Source organism: Amycolatopsis thermalba, assembly GCF_003385215.1.
Lineage (GTDB): Bacteria > Actinomycetota > Actinomycetes > Mycobacteriales > Pseudonocardiaceae > Amycolatopsis_E > Amycolatopsis_E thermalba.
On the sequence record NZ_PQHW01000009.1, the window covers coordinates 1 to 15,384 of the forward strand.

Below are 15,384 nucleotides of genomic sequence, written 5' to 3' on the forward strand. Positions count from 1 at the left end.
GCGCACCGGTGGTCGCGAACCCGCCGGCGACCGCACCCAGCCCGAACGCGACGAGCCCGCCGCCCAGCGTCCCCCGCTGCCCCCACCGGTCCACCAGCGTCCCGGCGACCAGGAGCAGGCCGGCGAACGGGAGCATGTACCCGATGCTGACCCATTGGAGCGTCGCGAGGTCCAGCGAGAGGTCGTGCCCGATCGAGGGCACCCCGGCGGCGACGATCGTGTTGTCCAGGGTCGTCACGAACGCGCCGAGCGCGACGACCAGCAGCGTGCGGCCCGGGTTCACGGCCGCTCACCGCGCCGCGTCTTCGTCGTGGAAATCCTCTTCCAGCTGTTCCGGGCTGTAGTCGAGGTCGATCTGGTGCACCGGCATGCCGCGCGCGGCCTCGATCGCCTTGAGGCGGCGCATCGCGTGGTCGGCGGCGTACTCCATCACCCCGTCCAGCCGCAGGTCGAACGGGTCGCCGTCGAGCTTCTTCGTGGTCCACTCGATCTGCGCGATGGCGTGCGGCAGCAGCGCCTGCATCTCGTCCTGCACGACCTGCCAGTTCGCGTCGTCGGCGGCGACGTGGCGGCGGCAGGTGAAGGTGCCCCACGCCATGTGGCGCCGTTCGTCGTCACCGATGCGGCGGATCAGCTCCTGCATCCCGGGCAGGATCCCGTGCACCCGGCAGGCCCGGTTCCACACGAAGTAGCCGGTCAGCGCGAGCACGCCCTCGACGACGTGGTTGTAGACCACCGAGGCGCGGACCTGGTTGGCCGGGCTGGGGTCGTGGCGCAGCCGCTCCAGGGCGGCGGGCAGCGCGTCGTAGAAGATGGCCCGGTAGCCGGGGTTGTCCTCGACGTGCTCGTGCAGGTTGCCGGTGACGCCGACGGCGTCCAGCCACAGCCGGAAGACCTGCGTGTGCTTGGCCTCCTCGAAGCAGAACTGGGTCAGGTACATCTCGTCGGCGAACCGGCCCTCGGCGGCCATCGCGGACAGGAACGGCTGGATGTCGTGCGTGACGGCCTCCTCGCCACCGGCGAACTGCGCGCACAGCATGGTCGCGGCGAACCGCTGCGCGTCCGACAGCGCCGCCCAGTCCCGCGCGTCCTGGCCGAAGTCGATGTCGGCGGGGTTCCAGAACTTCGCGTTGCCCTTGGCGAACAGGCGCAGCGGCAGGACGTCCCAGTTGAGGCCGCCCGCGCGCAACGCGGTGAACTCCTCGCGGATGGTGGTGGTCACAGCGTCCTCCCGGGGTGCACGGGTACGTCGAGCCAGGCCGGGTCGGCGGCGGTGGAGGCGAATCCGAGCCGGCCGCCGCCGGAGTTCCAGTCCAGGAACAGCGGGTCCGTGGAGTCGATGACGAGCGCGAGGTGGTGTCCCGCGGCGACGGTGTAGGCGGTGGGGGTGAACACGAAGTCGACCGGCAGCGGCTGCCCCGGCGTCGCGGTTTTCCAGCTGTAGGGCAGGTAGCTGATCAGGCTGCCCAGGCCGAGCCGGTCGACGTCGTAGACGTAGGCGACCGCGGTGCCGGTCGCCGCGGGCGGGACCACCGTGAGGTGCGCGTGCATCGAGCCGCGGATTTCCACCGGCCGACCGGTCGGCGCCTGGCTCCACACCGCGCCGCTGCCCGGATCGACCTGGGGCAGGAAGATGTTCGGCGGGTTGCCGGTCATCGCCTCCAGGCTGTAGGTCGCCAGCGGCAGCCCGCCGTCGGCGACCGTGTCCCGGTTGGCCGCGACGCCGTGGGTCCACGCGGCCGGCTGGTCCTGCAGGGTGTCCGCGCCCAGATACGTCCGGTGCGGCTCGCCGAGCACCTCGTCCCAAGTGGACTGGTACACCGGTGGCTGCATGCCGGGCCGGGCGCGGGTGACGACCGGTGGTTCGGCGGTGATCGAGGTGTCCGTGCCGGCCACGTGGGCGTCGAACCAGCGGTAGACCGAGGTCCAGGTGTCGCTGGGCAGGCCGAGCAAGCCGCCGGATTCGGTGGCGGCGTGGTCGCCGGGCAGGAACTCGGCGCGCTTCGGCCCGGTCAGGCGCTGGTAGAAGGCGGCCATCTGGCCCGGCGGGAACACGGTCTCGCTCCAGGTCTGGATGGCCAGCACCGCAGGGCGGTTCGCGTTGATCCGGTCCAGGTACGTCGCGGGCGAGCGGGGCCGGGCCCACGCGATCACCGCGGCGGAGTCGGCGTCGGAGATCCGCGGTTGCAGGTAGGTCCGCAGCATGGCGTCGGTTTCCGCGCTGAGGGTGCCGTTGGCCTTGCCGGACAGGTAGAGCACCAGTCCGGCGAGCCCGTGCCGGGTGTCGTTCGTGCTCAGCGACGCGACCAGGTCCGCCCAGCCGCTCAGCGAGGCAACCGCGCGGATCCGGGGGTCGAAGCCGGAGGCGATCAACGCGATCCCGGCGCCGTAGGACACCCCGCCGACGCCGATGCGGGAAGGATCGGCGCCGGTGTTGCGCAGCGCCCAGTCGATGACGGTCGTGACGTCGCTGATGTCGTCCCGACCGGCCACCTCGACCTCTCCGGTGGATTCGCCGAAACCCCTGGCGCCGTAGGAAACCACCACGTAACCGCGGTTCGCGAGGTCGCGCGCGGGGATGATGTTCTGCGTCCGGCCACCACCCCACGCTCCGATGAGGACGGCCAGCGGGTGCGGTCCCGGTGACGACGGCTCCATCACCATCGCACCGAGCGCGACCCCGTCGGCCGCGTGGATGTCGAGGAACTCGGTGTCGAACCCCTCGGCCGCGGCGGGCACTCCGGGGAGCACGGCCCCCAGCAACGCGAGAACGACGACGGTCACGCGGTGTTTCATGCGGCCGACGCTAACGATCAAAGCCCTGCCGCTCAACGGATCCACCCGGCTTTGTCACGTGCGGCAGGAATCGGCGCGGCCGGATGCTCACGCCGGCGCGAGGGCCACCAGTTCGCCGCGCCCAGCTTGACCATGACGGCGGGCACGAGCAGGCAGCGGATCACGATCGCGTCCAGCAGCACCGCGACGGTGAGCCCGACGCCGGCCTCACGCACCACCCGGCTGTCCACGAACGCGAACGCCGCGAACACCAGCGCCATGATCAGCGCGGCCGCGGTGATCGTCCGTCCGGTCGAGACGAGTCCCTCGACGATCGCGGCCCGCGTGTGCCCGGTGCGGCGCCACTCCTCCTGGATGCGGGAGATCAGGAAGACCTCATAGTCCATCGACAGTCCGAACAGGCCGGCGAACAGGAACACCGGCAGGTACGGCTCGATCGGACCGCCGAACACCGCGACCACCACCCCGATCGTCGCGCCCGCGGTGAGCAGGTTCATCACCGCCGCCGTCAGCGGGATCAGCACGCTGCGGAACACCAGAGCCAGTACCAGCACCGAAATCGCCACGACGGCGGCCAGGAAGAGCGGCAACCGGCTGGTCACGGCGGCCGAGAAGTCGGCCTGCACGGCGACCGCGCCGCCGACGTGCCAGCCCGGGCCGGCGACCTCGCGCAGCCACCCCACCAGCTCGGCCGTCGCCGGATCGTCCGGTCCGGTGCGGGGTGTGACGGTGAGGACGGGTCCCGGCGCGACACCCGCCCTGGTGGCGACGATCTTGCGGAGGGCTTCGGCGGCCGCCGGATCGGGCCGCTCGGGGACGAGGACGAGCTGACCGTTCGCGCCCGGGCCGAACGCCTCGGTGAGCAGCGTGTCGGCGATCTTCGTCGGGCTGCCTGGTGGATCGTGCGCGGCGCCGGGCATGCCCAGCCGCAGCCCCAGCGCGGGCGCCGCCTCCACCGCGATGACCAGCACCGCGGCGACGGCGTACGGCGCGGGCCGCCGCGTGACCGAGCGGGCCAGCCCGGCCCGGCGCGGAATGCCTGGGCAGCGTGCGCATGCCGGTGAGCCGCAGCAGTGCCGGGAGCAGCGTGAGCGCCGCCAGCATCGTGAGGGCGACCGAGACGGCCGAAGTGATCGCGATACCGTCGAGGAACGCCATGCCGACGGTGAACATGCCGGCCAGCGAGACGCAGACCGTGACCCCGGCGAAGACCACGCTGCGACCCGAGGTGGCCGCGGCGCGTTCCAGCGCTTCCGCCGGTGGCAGTCCTTCACGCAGGCCCTGCCGGTAGCGGGTGAGCACGAACAGCGCGTAGTCGACGCCCACGCCGAGCCCGAGCAGCGCGGCGATCTCCGTGCTGATCTTCGGCACGGTCAGCACGTGCGACAGCAACACGACCACGGCCAGCGCGGAGCCGACCGACACCGCGGCGGTCACCACCGGCAGCACCACGCACGTGAGCGAGCCGAACGTGATCAGCAGGACGACCGCGGCCGCGAGCAGGCCGATGCCGGCGTTGCCGAGGTTGGGCGCGCCGACGGTCATCGCGGCGAGCTGGCCCGAGACGCCGGCGGTGAGGTTGTCCGTTTGTGCGGTTTCGACGAGTTGGCGGGCCAGCTCGGGCCCGAGTTGTTCGGCGGGCGCGTCGAAGGTGACGGCGATGACCGCGGTCCGCCGGTCGGCCGACACGAGTGGCGGCGCGACCTGGACGACGTGGTCCACAGTGGACAGCCGGCGGATCAGCGCGTCCACCTGGTCCCTGGCCGCGTCGATCGTGCCGGGCGTGGTGACGACGACGCGTTCGGTGTCACCCGTGGGCAGCAGCTCCGCGGCTCTGGTGCTGTCCGCGGCGGGCAGCGCGACCGTGTCCCGGTACGCGGCGCCGGTGTGCTGCGCGGCGAGCACGAGACCGGCGAGGGTGAGCAGCCACAGGACGATCACCCAGGGCGCGTGCCGGAAGCACCGCGACGCGAGTCCTGCCATCCACCTCCTCCCAACCTGGCCGGAGCGCCAACCTAACCGCGGGGCCCGCCCGGGAACAGGGGTGACGAGGTTTTTCGCTTGACGGTGACACATTTTCCGCGGCGGGTGCGTCCAGCCGTGACAGTCTCGGCGGCGAGCGTTGCGCGGCCTGGGCGGATGTGCGTTGATTCCGGGCATGGCGACGACGGCCGGAAACAGTCAGGCAAGCCGACTGTGGTTCTCGCTGCCCGCCGAGCTGGCCCGGCGGTTCCGTCCGCACGCGGACCGGCTGGCGACGAAGATCCTCGACGAGATCCAGCACGCGGTGCCCGAGTACGCCAAGCCGCTGGAGGGGCAGTTCGGCGAGGTGATCGTGCGCGCGATCGAGCAGGCCGTGCTGAGCTGCCTGGACAGCATCGAGGACACGAGGTCCACACCGGACCGCTGGGGCAAGCTGTTCCACGAGGTCGGCAGGCGCGTCTACCACGACGGTGGGAGCCTGAACTCGTTGCAGGCGGCCTACCGCGCGGGTGGTCAGGCGGCGTGGCGGTACGTGTCGAGCTTCGGCCAGTCGATGCGGCTGCCGGTGCCGATGCTGTGCGTGAGCGCGGAGGCGATCTTCGCCTACGTGGACGAGATTTCGTCGTACTCCGTGGAGGGGTACACGCTGGCCCAGGCGCGCGCGACGGGCACGCTGGAACGGCGGCGGCGACGGCTGCTGGAGCTGATCCTCGCCACGCCGCCGTCGTCCCCCGCGGCGGTGGCGTCGATGGCGAAGGCCGCGCAGTGGGAGGTGCCCGAGTGGGTCACGGTGGTGGCGCTGGAACCGTTGGCGGAGGAGCAGTTCGCGCCCGCTGTCGGCGAGGACGCGTTGCTGGACCTGGAAGGCGCTTCGCCGTGCCTGCTCACGCCCGACCCGGCGCGTGACCTGGCGGAGATGCCCCACTGGCGGGCGGCGGTGGGCCCGCGGGTGCGGGTTTCGGACGCCGCGACGTCGCTGCACTGGGCGCGGCGGACGCTGGAACTGGTGCGGGCGGGGGTCATCCCGGCCGCGCCGGTGGTGCACAGCGCGGACCACCTGACGACGTTGTGGCTGCTGCAGGACCGGTTCCTGGTGGACGAGCTGTCAGCCCGGGTGCTGGCCCCGTTCGGCTCGCTGACACCGAAGCAGCGACTGCGGCTGGCCGAGACGCTGCTGGCGTGGCTCAAGTGCAACGGAAGCACACTGGAAATCGCGCGGCTGCTGGACATCCACCCGCAGACGGTGCGGTACCGGGTGGCGCAGCTGACGGAGCTGTTCGGCGACCGGCTGGGCGACCCGGAGGAGCGGCTGAAGATGCAGATCGCGTTGGAGGCGCACCACCTGCTGGGCACGCGGCCGGAGTAGGTGGCCCTATCCGTCCAGCTGATCCAGCTCCTCACGGAGCAGCTCCCGCTGCCACGGCGTCAGTCGGCGCAACTGCAGGTCCAGCACTGCGCGTGCCTGCGGTTCGCTGACGTCGAGCACCCGTTCCACCGCCGCCTGCGCCGACTCCAGGTCCGCGGACGCCCAGAGCGCGTCCAGCAGCTCGCGGCGGTGGTCGTACGCCCTCAGCAGCCCGCGCAGCACCGTGGCGCGGGCATCCCGCGCTCGGCTCGCCCGCGCGCGAAACAGCGCGGTGCGCAGGAAGGACTTCCCGAACAGCGCCGAGTCCTCCGGCTGCTCCGCCATGACCCGCTGCTCCACCACGTCGAACTCCGCGAAGATGTCACGCAGCTCCACCGCCGAGTAGGCCAGACCGCCGCCGAGGCTGCCCTGCGCGTACACCTCGGAATCGGACATCGCGGACCCGCCGTCACCGAAGGCGACCAAGCCGAAGTGGCCTCCCGGCACCAGCGCGCGCCGCAGCAGCGCGACATAGCTCAGCCGCCGGTGCGGCGCCAGGTGGTGGAAGCACCCGGAGTCGTAGACCAGGTCGTAGCCACCCCGCAACGGCGTCTCGAACACGTTCCCGCAGTGGAACGTCACCGACGCGCCGGCCGGCGTGCGCTCGCGTGCCCACGCGATCGCTGTGGACGACATGTCGACCGCGTCCACCTCGAAGCCCTGCTCAGCCAGCCACCGCGCGTTCCGCCCCGGCCCGCAGCCGACGTCCAGCGCTCGCCCCGGCGAAATCAGCCCCTGCGAGACCCACGAGACCAGGTTCTCGTCCGGTTTGTCCACCGAGAACGGCACGTCCCGGTCCGCATAGAACCCGTCCCACCCGCCGGTGGAAATCCCCGGTGCCACCATCCCGTCCAGCAGGCGCAGCACGTCCTCGACCGAGCGGATCTCCCGGGCCACCGTCATGGCCCGACTCTGTCAGCGGCGCCCCCGCTTCGGCAAGGCCGCCACGCCCGCCTCCGCCACCTCGGTGTCCTGCTCGACCGAGCCCGCGCTGACCCCGATGGCCCCGACCACCTCCCGGCCCCGCACCAGCGGAATCCCACCACCGAAGATGACCAAACCGCCGTTGGTCACCTCGATCCCGGACAGCGGCGCGCCCGGCGCGGCGGCCTCCCCCAGCTGGGCCGTCGTCATCTTCAGCAGCGCCGCCGTCCGCGCCTTGCGGATCGCGATGTCGATGCTGCCCAGGATCGCGCCGTCCTGCCGGGCGAACGCGATCAGGTGCCCGCCGTCGTCGACGACGGCCACGTTCATCGGCTGCCCGATCTCCTCGGCCTTCGCCAGCGCGGCCTCGAGAACCGGCTGGGCATCGGCCAGTGCGAGACGTGGTGCCACGTTTCCTCCTTCACTTGAGCGGAATTCCGACGACCATGCGGGCCGCGTTGTGCCCGAGCACCCGCGCGCGCGACAGCGGCCCGGTCAGCGCGGGCGAACCGGCCGGGCGCTTGGCGTGGTGGACGCACACCTCGTCCGCCACCCCGATCCCCACATCCAAAGTGGACCGGCAAGCAGCCGCGTACGCCAGGACGAGCGCGTCCCCCGCGGACACTTCCTCCACCACCAGCGGCACCCCCTCCTCCTCCATCCCGGCGCGGATCTCCCGCAACCAGGGCGACGAAGCGTCCCGGCACCGCACCACCACCGCAGGACCGCGCATCAGCCCGCCGTCTCCAGCGAAAGGTCCAGCGCGTGGCTCGCGACCAGCCCGGTGGCCACCGCGTTGCGCGGCCCCTCGGTGCCGCGCACATTGCCCGTCCCGCACACGATTCCCATCCCCGCCACCGCTTCGGCGATCATGTCCGGAATCTCGAAGTCCAGCGCGGACCCGCCGAGCACCACGACGAACCCGATCTGCCGCAGGTTCCCGCCCGGCGCCACCTGCTCCAGCGCGCGCACCGCGTTCACCACGAACACCTTGTGCTTCGCCGCGCGCCGCACCTGCCGGATCTTCTCCAGGTTGTGCCGCGTCGGCACCGGCCGCATCCCGGACTCGGACAGCACGACCACCCGCGCGAACGCCTCCGCGGGCAACGGCTCGTCGAAGAACCGCGCGGTGCCGTCCTCCATCCGCACGTGGAAGAAGCTTTCGGCCTTGGCCAGCGGGTACTTCTTGATGTCCTCGGCCAGCTCGCGGTTGTCCAGGCCCAGCTCGGAGTCGATCAGCTTCGTCACCAGGTCCCCGGCCCCGGCCAGGTGCACCGACCGCACCACGCCGTCCCCGGCCACGGCCGCGTCGGTGGACCCGCCGCCGAGGTCGAGGATCGCGACCGGCCGCCCGGTGCCCGGTGTGGTCAGCGCGCCCAGCACCGCCATGTCGGCCTCGACGCCGCCGATCAGCACCTCCACCCCCAGCGCCTCCCGCAGCTTCTCGGCCAGCAACCGCATCGGTCCCCGGCTGGTGCGCACCATCGCGGCGAGCGCGACGGCGTTCTCCAGCGCGAACTCGCCGGCCAGCGCGCCGGTGACCTCCTGCGGCACGAACGTGTCCACGGCCAGGACGTCCTGGATCCGCACCGCCCCCACCGCGGTGCCGGTCAGCTCGGACATCGTGTCGCGGACGCGCGCGAGCATCCCGCCGACGTGGGTGCCGGCCTCGCCCGTCGCGTCGGTGAGCGGCCGGACCCGGCGCAGGGTCGCCATGATCTCGGCGGCCCCGGCGTCGATCGCCACGGACCGGTTGACCTGCTCACCGATCAGCGTCAGGCTGCCGGCCGGGATGCGGCGGCCCGTCACGTCCCCGCTGGGCGTCCGCACCACGACCGCCGACCGGTTGCCGACCAGCGCCCGCGCGACCGGCGCGATCATCCGCGTCTGCTCGGCGTCCAGGTCGAAGACGGTCGCGATCCCGTACGAATTGGACAGGGTCCGGATGGTCCGACCCGGCTCGGCGACCTCGACCGCGGCCGGCATCCCGAGCGGCACCTTCTCCACCAGCGTGACCTCGTCGACCACCGGGATCGGCCGCGACAACCGGTTCGCGATCAGCGTCGCGTCGTCAGCGTGCACGATCGCGCCGGTGACCTCGACCCCACGCGCGACGGCCGCGTCGATGCCCGCGGCCGCGTCCTCGAAGTCCACTCCGGACCCGACCACGCAGATCACCTTCGAGCCCGGCACGCACCCGTCGAGCGATCCGAACGCGACGGTCTCACCGACACCCAGGCCCACCCCGCCGGGAGTGTCCGGGTTGTGCCCGATCATCGTCGACTCGGTCACGATCGTCTCGGTGATCGTCTCCATCGCCAGGCCGCTGATCACCGGCGTGGCCTCGTTGACCAGCACCGCGCTCAGCTCACGCACCCCACGCCCGGCGGAGGACAACGCCCGCCGCACGACCTCGACCACTCCGGGCACGTTGTCGGTCGTGCCCTTCACCCCGGACGTCGGCGTCAGCGCGCCGGACAGGTAGGTCACGTGCCCGCCCGGCGCGATCTCCGCGACGCAGGCCTCCGTGGTCGAGTTCCCGATGTCGACGCCAACCACGAGCGTCATCGCGATCAGCCCGCGTCGGCCAGCTGGATCCGCACGTCCAGCTCGACGGGTCCGGCGCCGGGCACCACGAACTCGGTCTCCTTGATGTGCAACAGCGCGGCCTTGGCCTGCCAGCGCGGGCGGGCCATGAAGTCGTTGCGCGAGGGCACCGGTTCCGGCGACTCGCCCTTGGCGTAGCGGGCGGCGTTGCGGCCGACCTTGCGGAAGGTTTCCAGGTCCATCAGCGGCGCCTGCGGGAACAGCTCCAGATTGGACAGCCGCACCAGGTCCTTCTGGTGGATCATCGTGGTGCCGCGGGACAGCAGGCCGATCGCGATGCCCGATCCGGACAGCTTCGCCGCCGCGTGCGCGATCACCGCGAGGTCCGAGCCGCCGCGGAACCGGATCACCCGCGCGTGCACGCCCTGCTCCTCGATGCCGGCGAGCAGCTCGCGCAGCACCTCGGCGTGCGGGATGTCCACGATGGTCTTGGTGAAGAAGTCCCCGAAGGCGGGCGACAACCCGATGACCACCTCGTCACTGCGCGTGCCCGGCCCGGCCGGCCCGCGCTCGTCGAGGGTGAGCGTGCGCCGGCTGCCCACACTGGTGTCCGTCATGGCACTCCTCCTCAGACGACTTCCTGCTCGGGGTTCTGGGCGCTCACCACGTGCCGGAGCCGTTTCATCTCTTCCCAGCGCGCTCCGGTGGGCCGGTAACCGCTGCCCGGGCCGGCGTAGTCGTTGACGTCGTTGATCGCGGACAGCGTCTCCAGCTCGGGCGTCAGGATCGCCGACGTGTGCAGCAGGTCCCCGGACACCCGCTGCCGCAACACGGCCAGCAGCGACTCGGCCATGTCGGTGAACCCGGCGCCGTCCAGGGCCTTGACGATGTCCACGCCGGTCACGCCGCGGTCCATCACCGACTGGGCCGCCTTGAGGTCCTCCAGCACGTCCCGCAGCGGCAGGTCCTTGCTGCCGTGCGCGTAGGTGACCGCCTCGACCTCCTTGTCGGTGATCGGCGGCAGGTCCAGCTGCGCGAACACGCCCTGCAGGGCACGCGCGGCCCGGTTGCGGGCGGCCAGGATCTCCGCCTCGGGCACGTGCCGCAGGCCGCCATCGACCTGGAGGTCGCGCTGCAGCACGTTCCAGTCGTCGTAGTCCTCGGCGTCCACATTGGATCCGGCGAACATGTTGTCGTAGTTGGGGGTCGAGGAGTAGCCCGAGCAGACGAAGTCGGTGCCGGGCAGCAGCTGCGGCAGCAGCCGGGCGACCCGGCGCATGTCCGAGTGCGAGAACGACTGGTCGTTGCCGGAGGCGCACTCCAGGTCGACCATGCTCGCGATCAGGTTCTCCGCGAGCACCGCGCGGATCCCGGCCGGCACCGCGCCGGGCACGCCGATGCAGCTGATCGACCCGTTCTGCAGGCCCTGCACCCCGGCGCCCTTGGTCACCAGGATGCAGCGGATCTCCAGGTACAGCATGGACTTGCCCTCGGCGTTGCCCATCTGCACCTCCGACCCGGTGCCCGAGGTGAACCGCATCTTGATGCCGCGCGAGGCGTAGGCCGAGGCGAGGAACGCCTTGGACCACGGGGTGTCGTCGCCGTCGCAGAACACCGGTTCGGTGCCGTACACCGAGATCGTCTCGGCGTAGGCGGTGATCCCGCGCATGCCCAGCTCCAGCTCGGTGGCCTCTTCGAGCGCGCACTGGGTCAGCACGCCGGGCGTCCCGGCCTGGGCGCCGACCTGCAGCGCGATCGCCACGAGCGGCGCGTACCGGACGACGCCGAGCGTGGTCTCCAGCTCGCGGAACCCGCGCAGCGAAGCCTCGGCGGCGTCGGCCGCGACCTGCACCGGGTTGTCCCGCGCGCTGGTCGCGTGGGCTTGGTTCGCCGGGGTGCGGCGGGCGCGCATCTTCTGCAGCGCCATCATCATCTCGACCACGTTCATGGTCTTGACGACCTCGAGCAGCTTCGCCGGGGTGAGCCCGCGGGTCAGCGCGAGCACGTCCTGCCGGGTGGCGCGCGGGTCGACCAGCAGGTGCGCGATCTCCACCGCGGGCACGGCCATCGCCTGCTCAGTGACCTCGGCGTCGATCGCGTGGTCGGCGATGAACTGGTCGAGGAAGTCGAACTCGGCCCGCGGCTTGCCGTCCATCTCGACGATCACGCCGTTCTCGACGCGGACGCCGGGCTCCGGGTCGTACGGGCTGTCCATCGCGACCATGCCGACCTCGGGCCACTCCTCGACGAACCCGTCGAGGTTGACCGGCCGCTGCTCCAGTGCCTCGGTCCGCTTGGACCGCCGTGCGCCCGTCATCGGCCGTCCTCCCGTGCCAGGATGTCGCGGCGTTCGTACACGTCGGCGGCTTCGCGGACGAGCTGCGCGCACAGCGTCGCCGAGTAGGTGGTTTCCAGCTCGTCGGCGATCGCGGCCAGCTGTTCCTTGGTGGAGGCGCACGGCCGGAGCGAGTTGTAGATCGACAGCACCAGCTCGTCGGGCAGCGCAGTCAGCTCCGCCGCGCGGCGGAAGTTCTGCGCGAGCTGCGGGCGGCCGACGCGCTCGGCGATCTGGGCCTGCAGGCGCAGGGTCTCCGGCGCGATGCGCAGGTCCTCCGGCGCGACCTCACCGGCCAGCACGGCCGCCATGGTGAGCTCGTCGAGGCGTTTTCCGGTCGGGGTCTTCAGCAGTTCGGGGCGCCGCGCCGCGAGCGGGTAGTCCCGGCCCGGGTCGAGGTCCACCTGGCTCGGAGTAGTCACGGGCCGGACCGTAAGCGGCGTCACGTTGCATCAACGTTGCACGTCAGCGGAGGGACCAACCCCAGGAGACGCGTTGGCCACCCCGCGCGGCGTGCTCCCCACTCGTCTCGGCGAATCGACCCGGTCCCGGCACCGAGTTCGCCGCCCCGGGTGCCGTGTGGCGATTCCGGGCAGCGAGTCGGCACCTCCCGCGCGGCGAGTTGCCGCTCCCGGCGGCGAGCTGGCCCCTCCCGGCGCCGCGTTCGCCCCTCCCGCTGGCGTGTTGGCCGCCTCGCGCGGCGTGCTCCCACTCGTCCCCGGTCCCGGCGACGCGTCGGCCCCCTCGCAGCGGCGCGTCGGCCACTCCCAGCGGCGAGTCCGCCGCCCCGGCGACGCGTTCGCCGCCCCCGGCGCGTTCCCAAACCCCCCGGCGGCGACCGCGCCGGGCCACGACGGCCGGGGCAGCGGCGCAACGTCGGTGCAACCCGCGTCTTCGCATCGTGTGCGGCACCCGACTGCGTCAAGGAGGACCCAGTGACCGATGTGGCACCCCTGCGCCGACCCTCCGCCCTGAACCGGCTGACCGGTGGCCGCGGCGATCTGCTCGCCGAGTTCTTCGGCACGTTCCTGCTCATCGGGCTCGGCGACGCGTGCGTCGCGATGGCCGTGGCCGGTCTGCCCGGCTCCGGCCGCACCGCCGGGGCCACCACGATCTTCCAGGGCACCGGCGACTGGCTGCTCATCGTGTGGGGCTGGGCGTTCGCCGTGGCCTTCGCGGTGTACGTCGCGGGCGGGGTCAGCGGCGCGCACCTCAACCCGGCGGTGACGCTCGCGATGGCCGTGCGCCGCCGGTTCCCGTGGCGCAAGGTGCCCGGCTACTGCGGCGCGCAGCTGGCCGGCGCGTTCACCGGCGCCGCGCTCGTGTACGCCGTTTACCACCCGGCGATCAGCGCGTTCGACGCCGCGGCCGGGACGCCGAAGAGCGAAGCCACGTTCTCGATCTTCGCGACCGTCCCGGCGCCCTACTTCTCGAACTGGTTCGGTCCGCTGCTCGACCAGGTCGTGGGCACCGCCGTGCTGCTGGTCGTGGTGCTCGCCCTGATCGACGCGCGCAACAAGGCCGTGTCGCCGAAGATGGGCCCGCTGCTGATCGGGTTCACGGTGGCCGCGATCGGGCTGTCCTACGGCGCGAACGCCGGGTATGCGATCAACCCGGCGCGCGACTTCGGGCCGCGGCTGTTCGCGTTCTTCGCCGGCTGGGGCGACACCGCGATGACCGGCTACCTGTGGGTGCCGATCGCCGGCCCGCTGGTCGGCGCCGTTGTCGGGGCCGTGCTGTACGACTTCTTCATCGGCGACGTGCTGCACGCGCGGCAGGTGGCCGAGGAGAAGTTCGTGAGCTAGTCCTCGCCGAGGAGCCACTCCAGGCGGGCCGTCGCGACGGCCCGCCTGGGGTCGGCCGCCGGAAGCCGCCGGGTCAGGTGCTCGAACACCTCGACGTCGTCCCGGCCGGTCTCGCTCTGCGCGAACGCCCACAGCACGTCCGGGCCGGGGTGCCCGAGCACCGCGGCGAGCACGGCGGCCACCAGCTGCTCCCGCTCGGCGCGGATGGCCGGCGCGTCCGACCGGTTCAGCAGCGGCGCCGGGCAGGCCGCCACCGCCGCCGCCACGTCACCGCTGTTCAACGCCGCGCGCACGCGCAGGAAATCGGCGTCGACCTCGGCGCGCAGCTGGTACGGCTTGGCCCGCATCGCGTCGCCGCCGAGCTGGCCGCGCAGCCGGTGGATCTCCGCCCGCACGGTCGTCGGGTTGCCGTCGTCGCCGTAGAGCTGGAACGCCAGCTGCTCGGCGGTCAGCCCGGACGGGTGCAGCGCGAGCAGGGCCAGGATCTCCGCGCGCCGCAGGGTGAGCGGCAGCTCGCGGCCGTTGATCACGGCGGCCGGGTTGTCACCCAGGAAGGACAGCTCCAGCGTCGGCCGCCGCGTGGCCGTCGTCGACCGGACCCGCAGCAGGTAGCCCTCCGGCAGCGGCTCGACGTGCGCCTCCCGGCCGTCGTCGAGCAGCACCCGGTCCGCGTCCACCGCGACCCGCTTCGGCAGGCGCCCGAGCCGGTCGGCGGCGATCACCCGCCCGGTCGGGGTGAGCAGCGCGCCCGGCTCGCCACGCAGCCGCGCGAGGTGCGGCATGTTCTTCGTCAGCAGCTGGCCGTCCAGCCACTCCATCCGCCGCCGCAGGTGGCTCTCCGCGAGCTGCGCGGTGGCGTTGACCAGCGAAATCGTCGCCGGGTGCAGCGTGTCGAGCAGGCCGCTGACGTCGATCGCGCCGAGCAGGTCGCCGGTGTCCGGGTCGTGGATCGGGGCCGCCGCGCAGGTCCAGCCGTGGTAGGTCCGCACCAGGTGCTCGGCCGAGTAAATCTGCACCGGGGCGTCCAGCGCGAGCGCGGTGCCCATCGCGTTGGTGCCGATCGCCCGTTCCGACCAGCCGGTCCCCTCGCACAGCCCGACCGGGTCCGCCTGGCTGCACAGGCTCGCCGGGCCCTCGCGCCACAGGATCGTGCCGTCGGCGTCGGTGACGATCATGACGTGGCGGGACTCGTCGGCGATGCTGCCCAGCAGTTCGCGCAGGGTCGGCAGAACGGCGTGCAACGGGTGGGCGTCGCGGACGTCGGCCACCTCGTCGGGTGCGTAGACGATCGGCGGCCGGAAGTCGTCCGGATCGATGTGCGCGGCGAGTGACCGCTGCCAGGATTCGTGAATCACCGGACGGGGTGACACGGGCGCGCGGGAACCACTCAGGGTTGCTTCGCGAACCTGTTGCAGCACTTCGAACTGTGCCATCGGATCCGACGCCAGGTGCAGCGCCGTGGGGGCGGTGTTCACGGTTTCGGCGTCCATTCAGCACTCCGGCGGCATCGGCGGGACTGGCCCCAGCAGCATGCCGGGCGGATCGCGGATTCGGCAACCGTTGCAACGACGCTGCAACGTCGCCTTCCC

General features: G+C 72.2%; 14 protein-coding genes and 1 pseudogene. 2 read left to right on the forward strand and 13 right to left on the reverse strand.

The window, feature by feature from the left end:
* The 5 genes and pseudogenes from D0D15_RS05985 to D0D15_RS36915 form a co-directional block, all read right to left on the reverse strand.
* Positions 1–283, reverse strand: a 283-nt coding sequence (locus D0D15_RS05985) for an MFS transporter (RefSeq protein WP_115944293.1), incomplete at its 3' end; no start/stop codon positions are given.
* Between the two features lie 6 nt (positions 284–289).
* On the reverse strand, positions 290–1,222 hold the full coding sequence (locus tag D0D15_RS05990) for a R2-like ligand-binding oxidase (protein ID WP_094004655.1): 933 nt from the start codon (positions 1,220–1,222) through the stop codon (positions 290–292).
* Positions 1,219–2,796: a CocE/NonD family hydrolase gene (locus D0D15_RS05995; RefSeq protein WP_094004654.1), complete on the reverse strand. Its 1,578-nt coding sequence runs from the start codon at positions 2,794–2,796 to the stop codon at positions 1,219–1,221. Before D0D15_RS05995 ends, D0D15_RS05990 begins: the two co-directional genes overlap by 4 nt.
* Positions 2,797–2,828: 32 nt before the next feature.
* Positions 2,829–3,767, reverse strand: a complete 939-nt coding sequence (locus D0D15_RS36910; RefSeq protein WP_244214937.1) for an MMPL family transporter — start codon at positions 3,765–3,767, stop codon at positions 2,829–2,831.
* Between the two features lie 127 nt (positions 3,768–3,894).
* Positions 3,895–4,956, reverse strand: a pseudogene (locus tag D0D15_RS36915) (MMPL family transporter); the annotation flags it as partial.
* On the opposite strand from D0D15_RS36915, the gene D0D15_RS06005 reads away from it, so the two are divergent.
* Complete coding sequence (locus D0D15_RS06005) at positions 4,955–6,145, forward strand: PucR-like N-terminal domain-containing protein (protein WP_094004653.1); 1,191 nt, start codon at positions 4,955–4,957, stop codon at positions 6,143–6,145. The pseudogene D0D15_RS36915 and the gene D0D15_RS06005 overlap by 2 nt on opposite strands.
* A 6-nt stretch (positions 6,146–6,151) precedes the next feature.
* On the opposite strand, the gene D0D15_RS06010 is transcribed toward D0D15_RS06005, so the two are convergent.
* Genes D0D15_RS06010 through D0D15_RS06040 form a run of 7 tightly spaced genes read right to left on the reverse strand, consistent with a single transcriptional unit; the run spans position 6,152 to position 12,412 of the window.
* On the reverse strand, positions 6,152–7,087 hold the full coding sequence (locus D0D15_RS06010; protein ID WP_198958175.1) for a class I SAM-dependent methyltransferase: 936 nt from the start codon (positions 7,085–7,087) through the stop codon (positions 6,152–6,154).
* A 12-nt stretch (positions 7,088–7,099) separates the two neighbouring features.
* Positions 7,100–7,519, reverse strand: coding sequence for a GlcG/HbpS family heme-binding protein (locus D0D15_RS06015; RefSeq protein ID WP_094004652.1), 420 nt, complete (start codon positions 7,517–7,519; stop codon positions 7,100–7,102).
* A 10-nt stretch (positions 7,520–7,529) separates the two neighbouring features.
* Positions 7,530–7,841, reverse strand: coding sequence for a glycerol dehydratase reactivase beta/small subunit family protein (locus tag D0D15_RS06020; protein WP_094004651.1), 312 nt, complete (start codon positions 7,839–7,841; stop codon positions 7,530–7,532).
* Positions 7,841–9,676, reverse strand: coding sequence for a diol dehydratase reactivase subunit alpha (locus tag D0D15_RS06025; protein WP_094004650.1), 1,836 nt, complete (start codon positions 9,674–9,676; stop codon positions 7,841–7,843). Before D0D15_RS06025 ends, D0D15_RS06020 begins: the two co-directional genes overlap by 1 nt.
* Before the next feature lie 5 nt (positions 9,677–9,681).
* Positions 9,682–10,272 (reverse strand): propanediol/glycerol family dehydratase medium subunit, encoded by a 591-nt coding sequence (locus tag D0D15_RS06030; RefSeq protein WP_094004649.1) that lies wholly within the window; start codon positions 10,270–10,272, stop codon positions 9,682–9,684.
* An 11-nt stretch (positions 10,273–10,283) separates the two neighbouring features.
* A complete protein-coding gene (locus D0D15_RS06035; protein WP_094004648.1) occupies positions 10,284–11,972 on the reverse strand; it encodes a propanediol/glycerol family dehydratase large subunit in 1,689 nt (562 codons plus the stop codon).
* The gene (locus tag D0D15_RS06040) at positions 11,969–12,412 is read right to left on the reverse strand and encodes a diol dehydratase small subunit (RefSeq protein ID WP_233157163.1); all 444 of its coding nucleotides are present in this window, start codon (positions 12,410–12,412) and stop codon (positions 11,969–11,971) included. Before D0D15_RS06040 ends, D0D15_RS06035 begins: the two co-directional genes overlap by 4 nt.
* Before the next feature lie 513 nt (positions 12,413–12,925).
* Between D0D15_RS06040 and D0D15_RS06045 the strand changes: the two genes are divergently transcribed.
* Complete coding sequence (locus D0D15_RS06045) at positions 12,926–13,795, forward strand: MIP/aquaporin family protein (protein WP_094004646.1); 870 nt, start codon at positions 12,926–12,928, stop codon at positions 13,793–13,795.
* On the opposite strand, the gene D0D15_RS06050 is transcribed toward D0D15_RS06045, so the two are convergent.
* Entirely contained in the window at positions 13,792–15,285 is a 1,494-nt protein-coding gene (locus tag D0D15_RS06050) for a GAF domain-containing protein (protein WP_115944294.1), read from the reverse strand. The genes D0D15_RS06045 and D0D15_RS06050 overlap by 4 nt on opposite strands.
* Positions 15,286–15,384 lie beyond the last annotated feature (99 nt).

What these genes read in the sequence shown, in the direction of transcription:
- D0D15_RS05995 (WP_094004654.1), bottom strand. Translation starts at nt 2,796, where the DNA reads ATGAAACACCGCGTGACCGTCGTCGTTCTCGCGTTGCTGGGGGCCGTG.
- D0D15_RS06005 (WP_094004653.1), top strand. Translation starts at nt 4,955, where the DNA reads ATGGCGACGACGGCCGGAAACAGTCAGGCAAGCCGACTGTGGTTCTCG.
- D0D15_RS06010 (WP_198958175.1), bottom strand. Translation starts at nt 7,087, where the DNA reads ATGACGGTGGCCCGGGAGATCCGCTCGGTCGAGGACGTGCTGCGCCTG.
- D0D15_RS06020 (WP_094004651.1), bottom strand. Translation starts at nt 7,841, where the DNA reads ATGCGCGGTCCTGCGGTGGTGGTGCGGTGCCGGGACGCTTCGTCGCCC.
- D0D15_RS06025 (WP_094004650.1), bottom strand. Translation starts at nt 9,676, where the DNA reads ATGACGCTCGTGGTTGGCGTCGACATCGGGAACTCGACCACGGAGGCC.
- D0D15_RS06030 (WP_094004649.1), bottom strand. Translation starts at nt 10,272, where the DNA reads ATGACGGACACCAGTGTGGGCAGCCGGCGCACGCTCACCCTCGACGAG.
- D0D15_RS06035 (WP_094004648.1), bottom strand. Translation starts at nt 11,972, where the DNA reads ATGACGGGCGCACGGCGGTCCAAGCGGACCGAGGCACTGGAGCAGCGG.
- D0D15_RS06050 (WP_115944294.1), bottom strand. Translation starts at nt 15,285, where the DNA reads ATGGACGCCGAAACCGTGAACACCGCCCCCACGGCGCTGCACCTGGCG.